Source organism: Loigolactobacillus rennini DSM 20253 (genome assembly GCF_001436505.1).
Lineage (GTDB): Bacteria > Bacillota > Bacilli > Lactobacillales > Lactobacillaceae > Loigolactobacillus > Loigolactobacillus rennini.
Genome location: NZ_AYYI01000026.1, coordinates 1 through 16,652, shown reverse-complemented (window position 1 = coordinate 16,652; position 16,652 = coordinate 1). Strand labels below are relative to the sequence as shown.

The 16,652-nt window shown below is 39.3% G+C and carries 15 protein-coding genes and 1 tRNA gene; 10 read left to right on the top strand and 6 right to left on the bottom strand.

What is annotated here, in order from left to right; all coding sequences use genetic code 11:
* Positions 1-7 precede the first annotated feature (7 nt).
* A complete protein-coding gene (locus FC24_RS04165; protein WP_057873622.1) occupies positions 8-946 on the top strand; it encodes an N-acetylmuramoyl-L-alanine amidase in 939 nt (312 codons plus the stop codon).
* A gap of 93 nt (positions 947-1,039) precedes the next feature.
* Here FC24_RS04165 and FC24_RS04160 read toward each other — a convergent pair whose 3' ends face one another.
* The 6 genes from FC24_RS04160 to FC24_RS04140 form a co-directional block, all read right to left on the bottom strand.
* Positions 1,040-1,918 carry a PfkB family carbohydrate kinase gene (locus FC24_RS04160; protein WP_057873621.1) on the bottom strand — a complete coding sequence of 293 codons (879 nt, stop codon included), beginning with the start codon at positions 1,916-1,918 and terminating at the stop codon, positions 1,040-1,042.
* A 1-nt stretch (position 1,919) separates the two neighbouring features.
* On the bottom strand, positions 1,920-3,278 hold the full coding sequence (locus FC24_RS04155) for a purine-cytosine permease family protein (protein WP_057873620.1): 1,359 nt from the start codon (positions 3,276-3,278) through the stop codon (positions 1,920-1,922).
* A gap of 11 nt (positions 3,279-3,289) precedes the next feature.
* A complete protein-coding gene (locus tag FC24_RS04150) occupies positions 3,290-4,294 on the bottom strand; it encodes an ADP-ribosylglycohydrolase family protein (RefSeq protein ID WP_057873619.1) in 1,005 nt (334 codons plus the stop codon).
* A gap of 11 nt (positions 4,295-4,305) precedes the next feature.
* Positions 4,306-5,118 carry a GntR family transcriptional regulator gene (locus tag FC24_RS04145; RefSeq protein WP_235807312.1) on the bottom strand — a complete coding sequence of 271 codons (813 nt, stop codon included), beginning with the start codon at positions 5,116-5,118 and terminating at the stop codon, positions 4,306-4,308.
* Between the two features lie 115 nt (positions 5,119-5,233).
* Positions 5,234-5,356 (bottom strand): hypothetical protein, encoded by a 123-nt coding sequence (locus FC24_RS11880; RefSeq protein ID WP_268872298.1) that lies wholly within the window; start codon positions 5,354-5,356, stop codon positions 5,234-5,236.
* A gap of 190 nt (positions 5,357-5,546) precedes the next feature.
* Positions 5,547-5,618, bottom strand: a tRNA-Arg gene (locus tag FC24_RS04140).
* A 148-nt stretch (positions 5,619-5,766) separates the two neighbouring features.
* On the opposite strand from FC24_RS04140, the gene rpoN reads away from it, so the two are divergent.
* The 9 genes from rpoN (at position 5,767) to smpB (ending at position 16,570) form a co-directional block, all read left to right on the top strand.
* On the top strand, positions 5,767-7,065 hold the full coding sequence (rpoN, locus tag FC24_RS04135; protein WP_057873618.1) for an RNA polymerase factor sigma-54: 1,299 nt from the start codon (positions 5,767-5,769) through the stop codon (positions 7,063-7,065).
* Positions 7,066-7,235: 170 nt separating this feature from the next.
* Positions 7,236-8,273 (top strand): sugar-binding transcriptional regulator, encoded by a 1,038-nt coding sequence (locus FC24_RS04130; protein ID WP_057873617.1) that lies wholly within the window; start codon positions 7,236-7,238, stop codon positions 8,271-8,273.
* 37 nt (positions 8,274-8,310) lie between these two features.
* The gene (gap, locus tag FC24_RS04125; protein ID WP_057873616.1) at positions 8,311-9,333 is read left to right on the top strand and encodes a type I glyceraldehyde-3-phosphate dehydrogenase; all 1,023 of its coding nucleotides are present in this window, start codon (positions 8,311-8,313) and stop codon (positions 9,331-9,333) included.
* Between the two features lie 193 nt (positions 9,334-9,526).
* Positions 9,527-10,738: a phosphoglycerate kinase gene (locus tag FC24_RS04120; RefSeq protein WP_057873615.1), complete on the top strand. Its 1,212-nt coding sequence runs from the start codon at positions 9,527-9,529 to the stop codon at positions 10,736-10,738.
* 39 nt (positions 10,739-10,777) lie between these two features.
* Positions 10,778-11,536, top strand: a complete 759-nt coding sequence (gene tpiA / locus FC24_RS04115; protein ID WP_057873614.1) for a triose-phosphate isomerase — start codon at positions 10,778-10,780, stop codon at positions 11,534-11,536.
* A 153-nt stretch (positions 11,537-11,689) separates the two neighbouring features.
* Positions 11,690-13,252 carry a ClC family H(+)/Cl(-) exchange transporter gene (locus tag FC24_RS04110; protein WP_057873613.1) on the top strand — a complete coding sequence of 521 codons (1,563 nt, stop codon included), beginning with the start codon at positions 11,690-11,692 and terminating at the stop codon, positions 13,250-13,252.
* 134 nt (positions 13,253-13,386) lie between these two features.
* Positions 13,387-13,623, top strand: coding sequence for a preprotein translocase subunit SecG (gene secG / locus FC24_RS04105; protein WP_057873612.1), 237 nt, complete (start codon positions 13,387-13,389; stop codon positions 13,621-13,623).
* 78 nt (positions 13,624-13,701) lie between these two features.
* Positions 13,702-16,074, top strand: a complete 2,373-nt coding sequence (rnr, locus tag FC24_RS04100) for a ribonuclease R (RefSeq protein ID WP_057873611.1) — start codon at positions 13,702-13,704, stop codon at positions 16,072-16,074.
* A gap of 25 nt (positions 16,075-16,099) precedes the next feature.
* Positions 16,100-16,570, top strand: coding sequence for an SsrA-binding protein SmpB (gene smpB, locus FC24_RS04095; protein WP_057873610.1), 471 nt, complete (start codon positions 16,100-16,102; stop codon positions 16,568-16,570).
* Positions 16,571-16,652: the final 82 nt, after the last annotated feature.

Here is a 16,652-nt window from a genome sequence, read left to right as displayed (position 1 = left end):
GGCAGCTATGAAAAAATCAAATAAACTAAAGGTTATCTTAGGAGCGACTGCATTTGCGGCCGCTCTTTTATTTGGGGCCACTAATACTGCTAACGCCTACAATGTGGATAAATCCTTTGCTTTAGGCGCCAGTGAAGGTTCAAGCCAGGTAGCGAATAATAAATATGTAGTCTTACATGATGTCGGGACCGAGTCTGGCGCCCGTGACAACGCCAGCTATTTTAAAAACAACTGGAATAGCAGCTACACTTACACTCAATACGTCGTCGGTGACGGTGGTCAAGTCTACCAGGTTGGCCAACCAGGCTATGTTGCCTGGGGTGCTGGTACGTACGCCAACGCAAACAGTCCTGTGCAGATTGAGCTTGGCCATGCTAACACCTATGCACAGTTTAAGCAAGACTATGCTGCCTACGTTAAGTTAGCACATGACTCTGCCAGACAGTTTGGCATCCCGTTGCAGTTTAACAACATCAATGGCGGGATCATTACGCATAATTTTGTTAGCCAAAATATGTGGGGTAACCATAGCGATCCAGTCGGTTATTTGAACAAATGGGGTGTATCTCAGGAGACATTAGGCAAGGATGTAGTAACTGGTGTTTCTAGTTTAGGCACAGCAGACCAACCCGTGGCTGACAAGCCTGCTAGCAATCAAAACCCTGGCACAACCAATAGCAATCTGCAACGACACCTAGCTGCAGGTTTTAAAGCCGAAAATGGCACGTTTGTCAATGGTGATACACCAATCCAAGTGCGCCATCTGGCTGGGACTGGTGCGCTACGGGCTGGCATGCTACCAGCATATGCGTCCATCAAATACGATAGCTGGATCAACTACGACGGTTACACATGGGTACATTATGTGGGATACAACGGTAGGGATCTGTATTTACCGGTGCATCCGACGGGCACGACTAATAATCTCTGGGGACAATTTAAATAATTTGTATAATAATAAAACCTATAATCTCGATTAAGAGACTATAGGTTTTATTTTTTATTATAATTTAGATGCAATAATATAATAATTACTTATTCAACTTAAACTGCCATTTTCTTGTTCAACTACTTTAGCTGCCAACTTATTGGAGTAAATAATAGCTGATTTAAGCGTTTTTCCTTTTAATAAAGCGGCTATCAAAGCACCACAATGGGTATCGCCCGCACCAATAGTATTGACTACTTTTGCCTTTTTTGCTGGAATAACTTCGGAAGTATCACCATCATAATAATACGTTCCTTCTGAACCGAGTGTTACTATGATTGGGTGATGTGTTCGATGATAAATTGATTTGACTTTATTTTCAATAGAATTATTTTTCTTTTCAAGTACATTAATTTCATCTTGGTTGCAATTTATAATAACGTTCATTGACATTAGTCTATTAATTGTATTTTGTGGAATGTGTTTTAAGCGCGGAGAAGCATCAAATAGTATTTGTATATTCTTAGGGGCTGTGGCAAGTCCTGCTAATATTTCATTTGCTGCCGCAATGTTTTCCATTTCGTAGCCACTTAAGTAAACATATTGATAGTTTTCCCAATTTAATTGCTTAAACCAGTCTCGTTGCCAATTTTGTTCGACCCCTTGAATCGTTAAAAATGATCGTTCACCATTTGGTTCGATTAAGCAGATATCCCAGCCATTATCGCCATCTTTAGTGGGAAGTAAGATTGGAATGTTTAATTCAGAAAGTTTTTTCCTAACTAACGTTGCATACTGTCCTTTACCAATAGGGACAAATAAATCAGCATTTTGTTTGCTATGACTAATTGCCCCCAGTACATTAAATGCGCAGCCTCCAATTGTTGTCTGCTTAAGTGTTCCAGTTACATCTCCGCCAGAGCGTAAAAGTTCAGGAACAGTAACAACTATATCAACAAAAGCAGCACCAATTATTAATGCTTTTTTCATATTAACCTTCCTTTGCATGAGACTTAAAAGGCTTTAAAATTACCATTAAAAATATAGCAATAATACCTGAAATAAATACACCGAGATTGGTATTGTAGAATATGCCTTGAGCAAAAGGGCCAGTCCAAATAGCATTATTTGTAAATAAGAATCCGACAATAGTAGCAATAATCCAGGCGACTATTCCTTTCCAGTTATAAGTAACGGCCGAATCTGATACTAGTAGTTTTATATCATATCCGTTGCTACGATACATAACGTTATCACAAAGAAAGATAGCTACCCAAGACGCAAGACAAGTACCTAGTATGTTTAAAAATATTTCGAAGTTACTTAGAAAGTCACCTGAAATAAACAAAACATAAATTGGAATGCAGAAAACAATAACACCGTGGATAACAAGAGAAGTTAGCTGAGAGACGTGGATTCCCAGTGTTTCCAAATTAATTCGAGCAGATCTAAATGAGACTAAACATTGTGGAATTAAGCCACCAGCAGCAACTAGAAAGTATAGAAAGCCGAACCATGTAGGGACTGCTGAGTACATGACAGCAAATGGTTCTGAAGCTGCTGCTAAGTTAGGCTTAATAGTAGCTAATAGGATTCCACCGACCATTAAAATAAATAGAGGAATTGCTCCCCCCATAGTTGTATTCCAAAACGTTTTAGATGATTTAGTAGATGTTTTTACATAAGCACCCCAATCAGCTGCGGCCATTGACCATGAGATTCCAGATCCTGCGGCAACATAGGCAACAGCAGGTAACCATCCGCCAACAAGTGAACCAGTTTTCATATGAAAAGCTAAATGCCAATCTGTTTTTGCTAAAAACATGAGTAAAATAATAAAAGTTAATATTCCAAAAATATAGCTAAGCCAAGTTTGAATTTTGGCGAGCGTATCTTCTTTAAGTAGACCAGTTATTAGTACCAGTCCACCCGCAATGACTAACGCAAATACCAAAGTAGGTTTATTTTTTGGAATACCTACTGTACCAAACATTGATGATAGCAAAAGCGTAATTGTAGTGATATTAACGGCTAACCAGCCAACCATATTGAACCATGCAATGCCATTTGGAATTTTATTGCCATGCGTACCGAAGGCAGCACGACTCATTTTAAAAGTCGTAATTCCGTTCTTTCTACCGCTATAAGCTACCCAACCCGGAATTAGGAATGACAGCGCCCCAACTAAAGCAGCAAATAGCGCTTGGATAAAAGACATGTGATAACTAACGATAATAGCCCCATAGACAAATCCCATAATTCCAATGTTAGCAGCAAACCAGTTATAAAATAATTTACCTGGAGTTAATGTTTTGTCTTTATTATTAATAACTATTTCTTCTTTATTCATAAATAGTCACCTCAATTATTCTGTCTAAAGGTCATCATTTTTTCTGCAATTTTTTCAATATTATGTTGCGGGTTCTTTTTATTAATTAATTTGACCCAATCTGTAGGAATTGCATCTACGCCTTCTTTGGCACCACAAATAGCAGTTGCCATTGCTCCAATAGTATCAGTATCACCGCCCAAGTTAGTACAAAGAATTGCACAGTGTTTTACACTTCGTGTGTAATAAGCAATTGTGAGTGCAGCAGGAATGCTTTCTGAAATCATTGTTCCCGTACCAATTAAATCATAAACTGCCTTACTAAATTCATGTTCGTCGTATCGATATTCTTGTGCTAATTTAATACCAAGTTTAGTGCGATCCTTAACTTTTGCCGCCCAGGTTGGTGCGCCTAGGGAAAAGCCGGTGTCGCTTGCGGTAATCGCGTAATGAACAATCTCATCCCAATTATAATTGGCTGTTCCTGCTGTTACGGCACCGGCAATAAGGCAAGCTCCACTTATAGCAACATCACTGGAATGCGTAATACGTGTCACTTCATAAACCATTTTTACTAGTTCATTTAATTGAGCTGGTTCAAATAAGGCTCCAATTGGAGCTATACGCATACCGCACCCATTGGTTAAGGCTGTTTTAGTGATTTCATTAGGATCTTGGCCTGCTCTAATCGCTTTTAACGCAGCTTTACTACTTGGTCCTAAGATGTTATTAGTCCAAGCGCCAGCTTTGTTGGCCCAGTCTAGGATATGTTTAACAATGATTTTTTTGTTTGGTTTCCAGTCTGACTCAATTAAAGCTTCTATGATTGCTAAAGCTTGATTAGTATCATCTGTATATTCACCTTTTGTAAAATTGGCAGCTATCTCATTATCACTAGTACCATCTAAAAAGGTTGTAACTTTATTACCAAATTTTTGTTGGATTTGTTGGACTGGCCATAATTCGGTTGGCATACCCATTGAATCACCAATGGCCTGGCCATAGATTGTACCTAGAATTCTTTTTTTATCCTGCATTTTTAACGCTCCTAAATACCTATAATGAATTTAAAATTGGCTTGGTTACTATAGACAATATTTAAATTCTCCACTAAATTCTCGTTGTTATCAAAAACTTTACCTGATATTTTTAATAGTGGCGTATCTTTATCCACTTTTAGTAAGGTATGCTCTTGATCTGTACCTAAAATAGGGATTACATTTAAAATTGCATTAGACGGCTGTACGTCATACTGTTTACGCATTGTTTCGTATAAAGAATTTTTTTCAAAATTATATTTTGATAAACCAGAAAAGGTTTGCAAATCGATTATTGAAGTGTCGAATGTTAAAGGTGTGATTTTACCATTAATGTTAATAGAACGTAGTCTTTTTAAAATTAACTTTTTTCTGATAATCTTTTTCTCGATTAATTTTGTGATTGGAGTTGCTCCAATTTCTCTTGCGTAATCGGAGAATCCTTTGAAATTAAACATATCTATCTTAGGATAATTTAATGTGACGAATGATCCTTTACCTTGAATACGTGTAATTAAATGTAATCGTTCTAAATCCTTTAAGACTTTTTGTATGGTTGACCGCGCGACATTGTAATGTTTAGCATATTCAGTTTCCGACGGTAGTTTATCACCAACTTTTCTTTTATTAGTAATATCTTTTTGAATATCACTAGAAATTTGCGTACGTTTGCTCATTGGTTGATCAAAAATAGTTTTCAACTCCTTAATTTCATCTTGAGTACTCAAGTACTCATGTAACAGTATATCCTTATTTTTATTTTTTGCAAGCGCATTCACAAATGTTTTTGCGACTTTCTCAGAGCTTTTCGTTCTTAAACTCATCGATCTTGTCGTTGACTTTTTTAAAATTGGATTACTGAATGAGATATTAGCGGCTATTGCAGTAATGTAAAGATTGTTAACAAGCCAAGAATCGCTTGGTTGTTATTGTATTTGGCTAAATTGATGTCATAATGAACTCATCTGTAGTATCAATAGTGATTAGTGCAATATTATCCGCAACTCTAATCTGTAACTTGATATCACAGATACTTTTTGCATTGAAAATTTGTTCTTGCATAAAAATCACTCCTTTATATAGGTAAACATACGCATAACGGGAGTGATTATTTTTAATGACCGTGCACAAAACGTGCACACTTTATTTATTTTTTAGTCCTTTTTAGTTTATTCTAAAAATAAAAAATACCGTTAAGCGTTGACTTAACAGCATTTTTCGAAATGGTATTTCGTTCTCATTTACTCTATTATGCGCCCGGAGGGAATCGAACCCCCATCTCAAGAACCGGAATCTCACGTGATATCCATTACACTACGGGCGCCTCTAAACAACAATGAATATTCTACCGAAAATTGTAATAAAATACAAGCCCCAATTTGTAAATTAATTAAAACAATGGCTAAAACGCGTCAACTTAGTTAAAATAGAAGGTGGAGACTTTGGTGTAATTAGGGAAGGGACGGTTAATCATGGCATTCCAACAAAAGCTTCACCAACAGCAAAAGCAGGTGCAAAAGCTGGTGATGACGCAACAATTACAACAGTCCATTCAAATTTTACAGTATAATGCGGATGGTTTGCAGCACTTTTTACAGCAAAAAAGTTTGGAAAATCCATTATTAACCGTTCATCAAGTCCATGGTCAGGCTAATCTGGGTGGTAGTCAACGGCGGGTAGATAATTTTATGAATGCTATTCCAGATACCACACAATCATTGTTCGAATATTTATTAGAGCAAGTGCACTTAACCATGCGTGATACGCCTTTGCGGGATTTAGTGTTGTTTTTGCTAGAATACGTTGATTTGAATGGCTACTTACGGATAAGCGATGATAATATTCAACAAAAAACAGGTGCGCCAAAATTACAAATATTAGATGCAGTCACTTTATTGCAGCAATTGGACCCGCCAGGTGTCGGGGCGCGTAATTTACAAGAAAGCCTAATGTTACAAACGGAAAATGATGATGCGGCACCTAATTTAGCTTACATTATTTTAGAAGACGATTTTATGGATTTTGTTGAACGCCGTTGGCAAAAGTTAGCGACAAAATATCAAGTAAAAGTGACAGACATCCAGCACATTTTAGATTACGTGCAAACTTTATCGCCGCGGCCGGGAGCAGCCTTTAACCAAGTGCAAAACAATTTTGTTCGCCCTGAATTAATTGTGCAACGTCAAGGGGACCGATTAGTTTTAGATTTAGCACAGGATAGCCAACCTCGGGTGACCTTTCAAAAACGTTACTTTGATCGCATGTTAAAAACTAATGATCAAGAAGTGACGGATTATATGAAGGAGAAGAAAAGGGAATTCGACTGGTTGCAAAAAAGTGTTTTACAACGTGGGCAAACAATTTTACGTGTTGGGCAGGAAATTATTGAACGCCAGCATGATTTTTTCTTCGATACAAAACGCCCGCTTAAGCCACTATTATTGCGGGATGTAGCAGCCAAATTAGGTGTTCATGAATCGACTATCAGTCGGACTGTTAATGGTAAATTTCTGCAAGCAGATTTTGGTGTATTTGAATTGAAACATTTCTTTACCAATGCGATTGGTAATGAGCAGATAGCTTCTGCGGCAAATGTTAAACAACAATTACAAAATTTAATTGACCAAGAAAATAAGGCAAAGCCATTATCTGACCAGCGCTTGGTTAAATTACTGGCCGAAAAGGGGATTACGATCTCTCGCCGCACGGTGGCTAAATATCGGTTGAGTTTAGGTATTCAATCGTCAAGCCGGCGTAAACGCTTTGATTAAAATTTGTATTTTTATTGCAGTCCTTTGCCTTGCATTCAGAAATGGGCCTTGTTATAATAACATTGTGCTTAGGAAGTGAACAGAACGCCTGTGCACTTTGTTTTTGCCCGTGGTGGGTCACTACCCGACATAGTTGGACAATATTTGTCCCACTAAGGAAGAGGATTAGCATGCATCATGAATTAGCGTGGCTCGAAGTGTTAGTACCAGATGTATTTTCTGTATTTAAGAAACGTTTTCGGATTCTACAGTTTATTTATTGGTTAGCACCGATTGGTCGCCGTTTGTTGGCACAAAAAGTTGGTTTAAGTGAACGAGCATTAAGAACTGAAACAGATTTTTTGCGTGCCCATGATTTAGTGACAACCTCTAAATCAGGGATGATTTTAACGCTAGAAGGCAAGGAAGCTTATCATAGCTTAGCTGAAGTGATGGATCAGTTACTCGGTGTTCATGCTAAAGAAAAGCAACTTGGTCAAGCATTGGGAATTGACCATTGTTTGATCGTTGCTGGTGATTCTGCTAATTTGTCTAAAATTCCTGCGGCAATGGGAAAGTTAGCCAACGAAACTTTGGATCTGTTATTACCCCAGGGTGAAAGTATCATTGCGGTTATGGGTGGGACAACCATGGCCCACGTCGCCAATGCGTTGACACCCAAGTTGGCGAAAAAGCGGCGTTTGATTTTTGTGCCAGCTCGTGGCGGCCTTGGTGAGATGGTTGACATTCAAGCTAACACCATTTGCGCACAGATGGCAGTTCACACTGGCGGCGAGCACCGTGTGCTTTATATTCCTGAGCATGTCAGTGAACAGACGTACAAACCACTGTTGGCTGAACCGGCTGTGAAAGAAGTATTACAGTTAGTTGACAAAAGTACAGCGGTGGTTCATAGTATTGGTGAGGCCATTCCGATGGCTCAACGACGTGACATGTCTGCTGCCACGATCACCATGTTAAAACAAAAGCAGGCAGTCGGAGAAGCGTTTGGTTACTTTTTTGATCAGACGGGTCAAGTGGTTTATAAAATTCCGCGTATTGGCTTGCAGCTTCGCGACCTTGAACAAATTCCTAGTGTGATTGCTGTTGCTGGTGGTAGCAATAAAGCTGCTGCAATCAAGGCATACGCACGATTAGCACCTAAGCAGACGTGGTTAATCACGGATGAAGGTGCTGCAAATCTGATTTTAAAAGGGGCAACCCTTTAAAATAAATTTTTTATTTCCTAAAGGAGGAAATTTTGGTATGACTGTAAAAATTGGTATTAATGGTTTCGGACGTATCGGCCGTTTGGCTTTCCGTCGTATTTACGAATTAGGTGCCAAATCAAATGATATCGAAGTTGTCGCTATCAATGACTTGACTTCACCTGCAATGTTGGCTCACTTATTAAAGTATGATTCAACACATGGTACTTTTTCTGCTGACGTAAGTGCTACAGATGATGGCATTATTGTTGATGGCAAGAAATACCGTGTCTATGCAGAACCAAAAGCACAAAATATTCCGTGGGTTAAAAATGATGGTGTAGACTTCGTCCTTGAATGTACAGGTTTCTATACATCAAAAGACAAAGCACAAGCACACTTGGATGCAGGTGCAAAACGTGTCTTGATTTCAGCACCAGCTGGCAATGACTTGAAGACCGTTGTTTACAACGTTAACGATGATGTTTTGACTGCTGATGACAAGATCGTTTCAGCTGGTTCATGCACAACAAACTGCTTAGCTCCTTTAGCAGATGCAATGAACAAAGAATTCGGCATTGAAGTTGGTACTATGACAACTATCCATGCTTACACATCTACACAAATGATCCTTGATGGCCCAGTTCGTGGTGGTAACTTACGTTCTGCTCGTGCAGCTGGCGTTAACACAATTCCTCACTCAACTGGTGCTGCTAAGGCAATCGGCTTAGTAATCCCAGAATTGAAGGGTAAATTACAAGGCCATGCACAACGTGTTGGTGTTGTTGACGGTTCATTAACAGAATTAGTTGCTATCTTGGGCAAACAAGTTACAGCTGACGAAGTTAACGCAGCAATGAAGAAACACACTGATGGCAACGAAAGCTTTGGATACAATGCTGATGAAATTGTATCCAGCGACGTTATCGGTACAACATTTGGTTCAATCTTTGACCCAACACAAACAGAAGTTACAACTTCTGGTGACAAGCAATTAGTTAAGACTGTTGCTTGGTACGATAACGAATATGGCTTCACTTGCCAAATGGTTCGTACTTTGTTGAAATTTGCCACACTTTAATTAGCGTATTGTAAATTTCAAACCGCATAATGCTTTACCAAAGGCGGAGGGAGGCTGACTCCCTCTGCCTTTTTTAGTGAGTACAGATCTATGTTGCATTATACCTATCCAAATTTTAATTTAATCAGGTATAATAATAAGTGTTCACTGATATGTTATTTTGTGCATTAATCATTTTAAGGAGGCTATTTACATGGCTAAATTGACTGTTTCCGATTTAGATGTTAAAAACAAAAAAGTTTTGATCCGTGTTGATTTTAATGTTCCAATCAAAAATGGTGTGATCGGTGACGACAATCGGATCGTCGCAGCATTGCCAACTATTCAATATGTGATTGATCATGGTGGCAAAGCCATTTTACTTTCTCACTTAGGTCGGATTAAATCTGATGAAGACAAGAAAGAATTGAGTTTAAAACCAGTTGCTGAACGCTTAGCTGAACTTTTGAAGCAACCTGTTACCTTTGTTCCCGTTAACCAAGGTAAACAATTAGAAGATGCTGTTGCTAAGCTTGAAGCTGGACAGGTTCTTTTAATGGAAAACACACGGTTCCAAGACATTGATAATGACTTTGGCAAACGTGAAAGCAAGAATGATCCTAAACTCGGTGAATACTGGGCATCATTAGGGGACGTTTTTGTAAACGATGCTTTTGGTACAGCACACCGTTCCCATGCTTCTAATGTTGGTATTGCAACAGCAATGAAGGCAAATGGTCAAAAAGTTGCTGCTGGTTTCTTGATGGAAAAAGAAATTAAGTTCTTAGGTAATGCAGTTGATAATCCTAAGCGGCCATTTGTTGCGATCTTAGGTGGTGCAAAGGTATCCGATAAAATCGGTGTTATTGACCATTTATTAGCTAAAGCGGACAAAGTCATTGTCGGTGGTGGCATGACTTATACTTTCTACGCCGCTAAAGGCATTAAAATTGGTAATTCTTTAGTCGAAAAAGACAAAATTGACGTGGCTAAACAAATTATCGAAAAAGCTGGCGACAAATTAGTTTTGCCAGTTGATAACATTGTGGCTGAAAAATATGACAACGACGTGCCAAGTAAGGACGTTGAAGGGGATATTCCAGAAGGCTACATGGCATTAGATATTGGCAAAAAGTCAATTGCTAAATTTGAAGATGTTTTAAAAGATGCTAAAACCGTTGTTTGGAACGGCCCGATGGGTGTCTTTGAAATGAGCAACTATGCAAATGGTACTTTAGAAATTGGCAAGTACTTAGGAACATTAACCCAAGCAACGACAATTGTTGGTGGCGGTGATTCAACTGCAGCTGTTAAGCAGTTAGGTGTTGGCGATAAATTAACGCACATTTCAACTGGTGGCGGTGCTTCATTGAACTACCTTGAAGGTAAGGAATTGCCAGGAATTGCGTCTATTTCTAACCAATAATCATGCATGTTGTGTTTTAATGTGAAAGGATGTTGTTAAATGCGTAAACCAATTATTGCTGGTAATTGGAAGTTAAACAAAAGCCCTAAAGAAACAGCTGAATTTGTTGCTGGGGTTAAAGGTAAATTAGCGGACCCCGCTAAAGTTGAAGCGGTTATTGGTGCACCAGCAGTTGATCTACAAACATTATTAGATGCTGCTAAGGGTACTGACTTAAAAGTAGCTTCTGAAAATAGTTACTTTGAAGATGCAGGTGCTTATACTGGTGAAACATCACCAAAGGTTTTAGCTGAAATGGGTGTTGATTATGGCATTATCGGTCATAGTGAACGGCGTGGCTATTTCCACGAAACTGATGAAGACATCAATAAGAAGGCTCATGCGTTACTTAGAAACGGTGTCACACCAATTATCTGCTGTGGTGAAAGCTTAGAAACACGCCAAGCTGGTAAAGTTGCAGAGTGGGTTTCTGGTCAAGTTAAAGCTGCTTTGAAGGGCTTAACTGCTGGCCAAGTTGGGTCATTGATCATTGCGTATGAACCAATTTGGGCAATTGGTACTGGTGAAACAGCTTCACCAGAACAAGCACAAGAAGTTTGCAAGTTAATTCGGCAAACGGTCGCTGATCTTTATGATCAAAAGACAGCTGACAGTTTGCGCATTCAATATGGTGGTTCCATGAAACCAGCGAATGTGAAAGAATTAATGGCACAACCAGACATTGATGGTGGCTTGGTTGGTGGTGCCAGCTTACAACCTGATTCTTTCTTAGAATTAGTTCATTATCAAGATAAATAGTCGTGTAAACGTGAGTTAACTGATTGATGGTTGACGTCACATTTAAAAATAAATGGTGTTGTCACATGGTCGACCTGTGGCAGCACTATTTTTTTGTACGCTGAGTGGCTTACTGAAAAGTGTTATAATTTTAAGTTAGGGAGTGAATAAACGGTGGCTTTTTGGCGACAAATTAAACATTTTGATACAACGCGTTTTAAATTCATTTTAAAAGGGTTATTAATTGGTTTGGTCAGCGGGATAGTGGTCAGTTTTTTTCGCTTAGCGATTGAAATTGGTTTGCAAAAAACATTGCGGTTATACCAATGGTTGCATGTACATCCAATGGGGATTTTAGGCTTAATTATTGCAAGCATTATTTTAGCATTCATTATTGGTGTGATTGTTAAAGGTGAACCCAACATTATGGGCTCTGGGATCCCACAGGTAGAAGGTCAATTAGCTGGTGATATTGCTTTACCTTGGTGGTCTATTTTATGGCGTAAGTTCACGACCGGGATTCTAGGAATAGCACCCGGCTTATTTCTTGGCCGTGAGGGCCCTTCAATTCAGCTAGGTGCTGCAGTTGGACAAGGAATCGCGACTAAATTGGGGCGTTCCGATTCGGAAAAACGAATTATGCTGGCTAGTGGTGCTGCAGCTGGATTATCTGCCGCTTTTAGTGCACCAATTGCGGGGACATTGTTTGTTTTAGAAGAAATTTACCATAATTTTTCACCTTTAATTTGGATGACTTCTTTAGCTAGTGCAATTGCGGCTGATTTTGTTTCTTTAAATTTTTTCGGGTTGACACCTGTTTTACATATCCAATATTCCCATAGCTTTCCACTGGCTTTGTATTGGCAGTTAATCCTTCTAGGCGCTATTTTAGGTGTCTTTGGTTATCTTTATCAATGTGTCTTGTTGGCAATGCCAGGTTGGTATAGCCATTTAAAATGGCTTCCACGATCTTTTCAAGGCGTTGTCCCACTGTTATTAGTAATTCCGTTAGGTTATTTTTGGCCCCAAACTTTAGGTGGCGGTAACGCGGTGATTTTAGGCTTAGCAGTAAAATTACCACCTTTTTGGCCATTATTGGCATTGTTTTTAATCCGCTTTATTTTTTCGATGATTTCTTATGGTTCCGGATTGCCTGGTGGCATTTTTTTGCCAATTTTAACTTTAGGTGCGTTGTTAGGCGCCTTGTTAGGGACGTTATTTGCTAGCTGGCAGTGGATGCCGCAAGTTTACATTATGAACTTTGTTATTTTTGCCATGGCGGGTTATTTTGCTGGTATCGGTAAAGCGCCATTTACCGCTATTTTGTTGATTACTGAGATGGTAGGGGATCTGCGGCATTTGATGCCACTGGCAGTTGTGTCTTTAGTTGCTTACGTTGTGGTTGACTTGTTAGGCGGTGCGCCAATTTATGAGTCATTATTAGCCCGGTTAAACTTTGGTCGTAAATTAAATCAAATGAGCCGCAAAAATGACCGTTTAGAATTTCCTGTATTTGCAGGAAGTGCACTAGAAGACAAACAAGTTCGGGATGTTAAATGGCCACATTCAAGTTTACTAATTGCAGTACGCCGGCAAAATCGGGTATTGATCCCCCATGGTGATACACTTTTACGTGCTGGTGACACCCTGATTGTTCTAATGCCTCATGCTAAACGCGGTGCAGTTCGCCGCCGTTTACGGCAAATTACCGCAACCAGCAAGAATTTACAAACTTAAGCTTTGAGGTTTTGTTCTTCTTTAATCAATGGTATAATATGACTATTGTATTTAACCGGTTTAACTAAATCGAAATAATAATGAACCAGTAACAATTAAATTTTGAAATCAGTTTAATGTTAGGAGGAACTAGGGTGTACAACACTATCTTAACCTTGTTGCTGATTGTTTCTGTACTCATCGTCATCGCCGTTTTGATGCAGCCCAGTAAGCAACAAGATGCGTTAAGTGCCTTATCTGGCGGTGCGCAAGACCTATTTGGCAAACAAAAGGCACGTGGGTTCGAGGCATTTATGCAAAAAGTGACGATTGTGCTTGGCGTTCTCTTTTTTGCTTTTGCGCTAGCTTTGGCTTATGTGTCTTCACACTAGTCAGCAACCTCCTGTTTTTTATTGCAGGAGGTTTTTTATTGATATGCAAGATTCTTTAGATCAGAAATGAGGTTTACTTTGAAAAACAATGAATTATTTCAGACAGAGGTCTTAGATTTTTTAACGCAGCACGCGAATCACTATTTTTCAGCAGAAGAATTGAGCCAACAACTGCATTTGCGTAATGCTGCCGCATTTAAATTATTGGTGCAGACCTTAACACAATTAGCACATGCTAAAAAAATTAAGCTCAATGGCAGCGGGCATTTTGGTGTTGCCATGCAACGGCCTAAAGTTAGTGGTATCTTCCATGCTAATGACCGTGGTTTCGGGTTTATCAGCTACGATCCGGAACAGCCAGATGTTTATGTTTCTGCGGACAATACAGCATTTGCGTTAAATGGTGATGAAGTTGAAGCAGAAATTATCAAGCAAGCGGCGCCTGATAGTGGTAAAGGACCGGAAGGACAAATTACCCAGATTATTCAGCGCAATTTCACAACCGTAGTCGGTGAATTTACTGGGTTTCCACCTAGTCAGATCAAAAGTTCTGGTCAATTTGGCTATGTTAGTTTAACTCAACGTAGTTTACAAGATGTACCAGTATTCATCACAGACGATGGCGTTCATCCGACTGATGGTGACATGGTCGTAGTGGATATTATCAAATTTCCTAGTGTAGATAATCCCAAAAGTATGTTGGGAATTGCTAAACAAGATCTAGGAAACAAAAATGCACCTGGAGTCGATATTTTAGCTATTGTGTACCGACATGGGATTCCTACAGAATTTCCAGATGAGGTTTTAGCAGAAGCTAGTCAAATTCCTGCCGAAGTGCAACCGGCTGAAAAACAAGGGCGCCGCGATTTAACGGCACAAAATTTCGTTACTATTGATGGTGAAACGTCAAAAGACTTTGATGATGCGGTTGTTGCTTGGAAATTACCTAATGGTAACTACCATTTAGGTGTCAGTATTGCTGACGTGGCTCACTATGTTAAAGCAGGGTCGGCTTTAGATAAAGAAGCTTACGAACGTGGTACTAGTACTTATTTAACTGATCGGGTATTACCGATGTTACCGGAACGCTTATCTAATGGCATTTGCTCGCTAAATCCTAATGCTGAGCGTCTAACTATGACTTGCGAGATGGAAATTGATCCCCAAGGAAATGTAGTAAAACATGAAATTTTCCCAGCAGTGATCAAAAGCGCTGCGCGGATGACCTATACAGCAGTTAATCAAATTTTAGATGATCATGATGAATCAGTTCGGGCTCAATATGCTGATTTAACCCCGATGTTTGATCAAATGGGTGAATTACACCATATTTTATGGAAGATGCGGCACCGGCGTGGGGCAATTGATTTTGATGAACCAGAAGCCAAAATTATTGTTGATGACGAAGGCCACCCAACAGATATTGAAGTTAGAGAACGTGGTACCAGTGAGCGTATGATTGAATCTTTCATGCTGGCAGCTAATGAAACAGTTGCTAAACACTATTATCAGTTGCACGTGCCTTTCTTATACCGGGTGCATGAAACACCTGACAGTGAAAAGATTAAATCATTTTACGAGTTTATCAATAATATTGGGGTTGTAGCTAAAGGCGATACAGAAAATGTCAAACCCCGTATGCTACAAGCTATTTTAGCTAAAATTGAAGATCAGCCGGTAGAACCAGTAGTTCAGATTATGATGTTACGTAGTATGAAACAGGCAAAATATGCTGATCAATTATTGGGCCACTTTGGTTTAGCTGCTAAGTATTATACGCACTTCACGTCACCAATCCGGCGTTATCCAGATTTAATGGTTCATCGCTTAGTTCATTGGTACATGGAAAATGGTACTAGCGAAAAGGCACAGGATAAATTCCGTGATGAGTTAGATGAAATTGCGACTCATAGTTCTAATCGGGAACGGCGTTCAATTGATGCTGAACGCGATACGGATGATTTAAAGAAAGCAGAATATATGTTGCCGTATGTGGGACAACAATTTGATGCGGTGGTTAGTTCAGTCACCAAATTTGGTTTATTTGTCGAGCTGCCAAATACTGTTGAAGGTTTAATACACATTTCAACCATGGAAGACGACTACTATAACTTTGTTGAAAGTTATTTAGCCATGGTGGGCGAACACACTAAGAAAACTTATCGAATTGGCCAACCAGTCCGGGTGACATTAACTGATGTGGATATGGATCAAAGTCAGATTAACTTTAAATTAGTGCCTGATAAAAATACACCAACTAGTGATTTAGGGAAATTAGTGGAACGGCCAAAACCGCGACGGCGTTTTTCTCATAATGGCGGTAATGGTCGGCCAAAAGGGGCTAATCATAAAGGCAATTACCGAAAAGGCAACCAACAGCATGCAAAAGGTCGTCCGCATGGTAACGGTAACCATCCACGAGTTGTTCATAAACGACAAAATCACAATTAACATCACTAATTAAGAGGTGATTTCAGTGGCTAAAAAGAAAAAACCAGCGACAAATGTTTTAGCGCGTAACAAAAAAGCTCGCCACGATTACACCATATTAGAAACCTATGAAGCCGGGATTGTTTTAACGGGAACTGAAATTAAATCTGTCCGGGCTGGCCGGATGAACTTAAAGGATGGTTTTGCACGTGTTCGTAATGGAGAAGTGTGGTTAGAAAATGTTCACATTAGTCCTTATGAGCAGGGTAACCAATTTAATGTCGATCCGTTACGTAATCGCAAACTATTGTTGAAAAAACGTGAAATCAAAAAATTGATTGGGACAACGCAAAATGCTGGGATTACTTTAGTCCCATTGCGTGTTTATTTAAAACATGGTGTTGCTAAGCTCTTATTAGGCGTTGCACGTGGTAAACATAGTTATGATAAGCGTGAAACCATCAAGCGTCGGGATCAAGATCGTGAATTACGGCGTGTGATGAAAAATCGTTGGTAACTTAATGCTAATTAAAAAAACAAGCTGATGAAGTGAACCCTTAAAATTGGACAACTTTATTAAGCTGCTTTCTGGGCGGTAA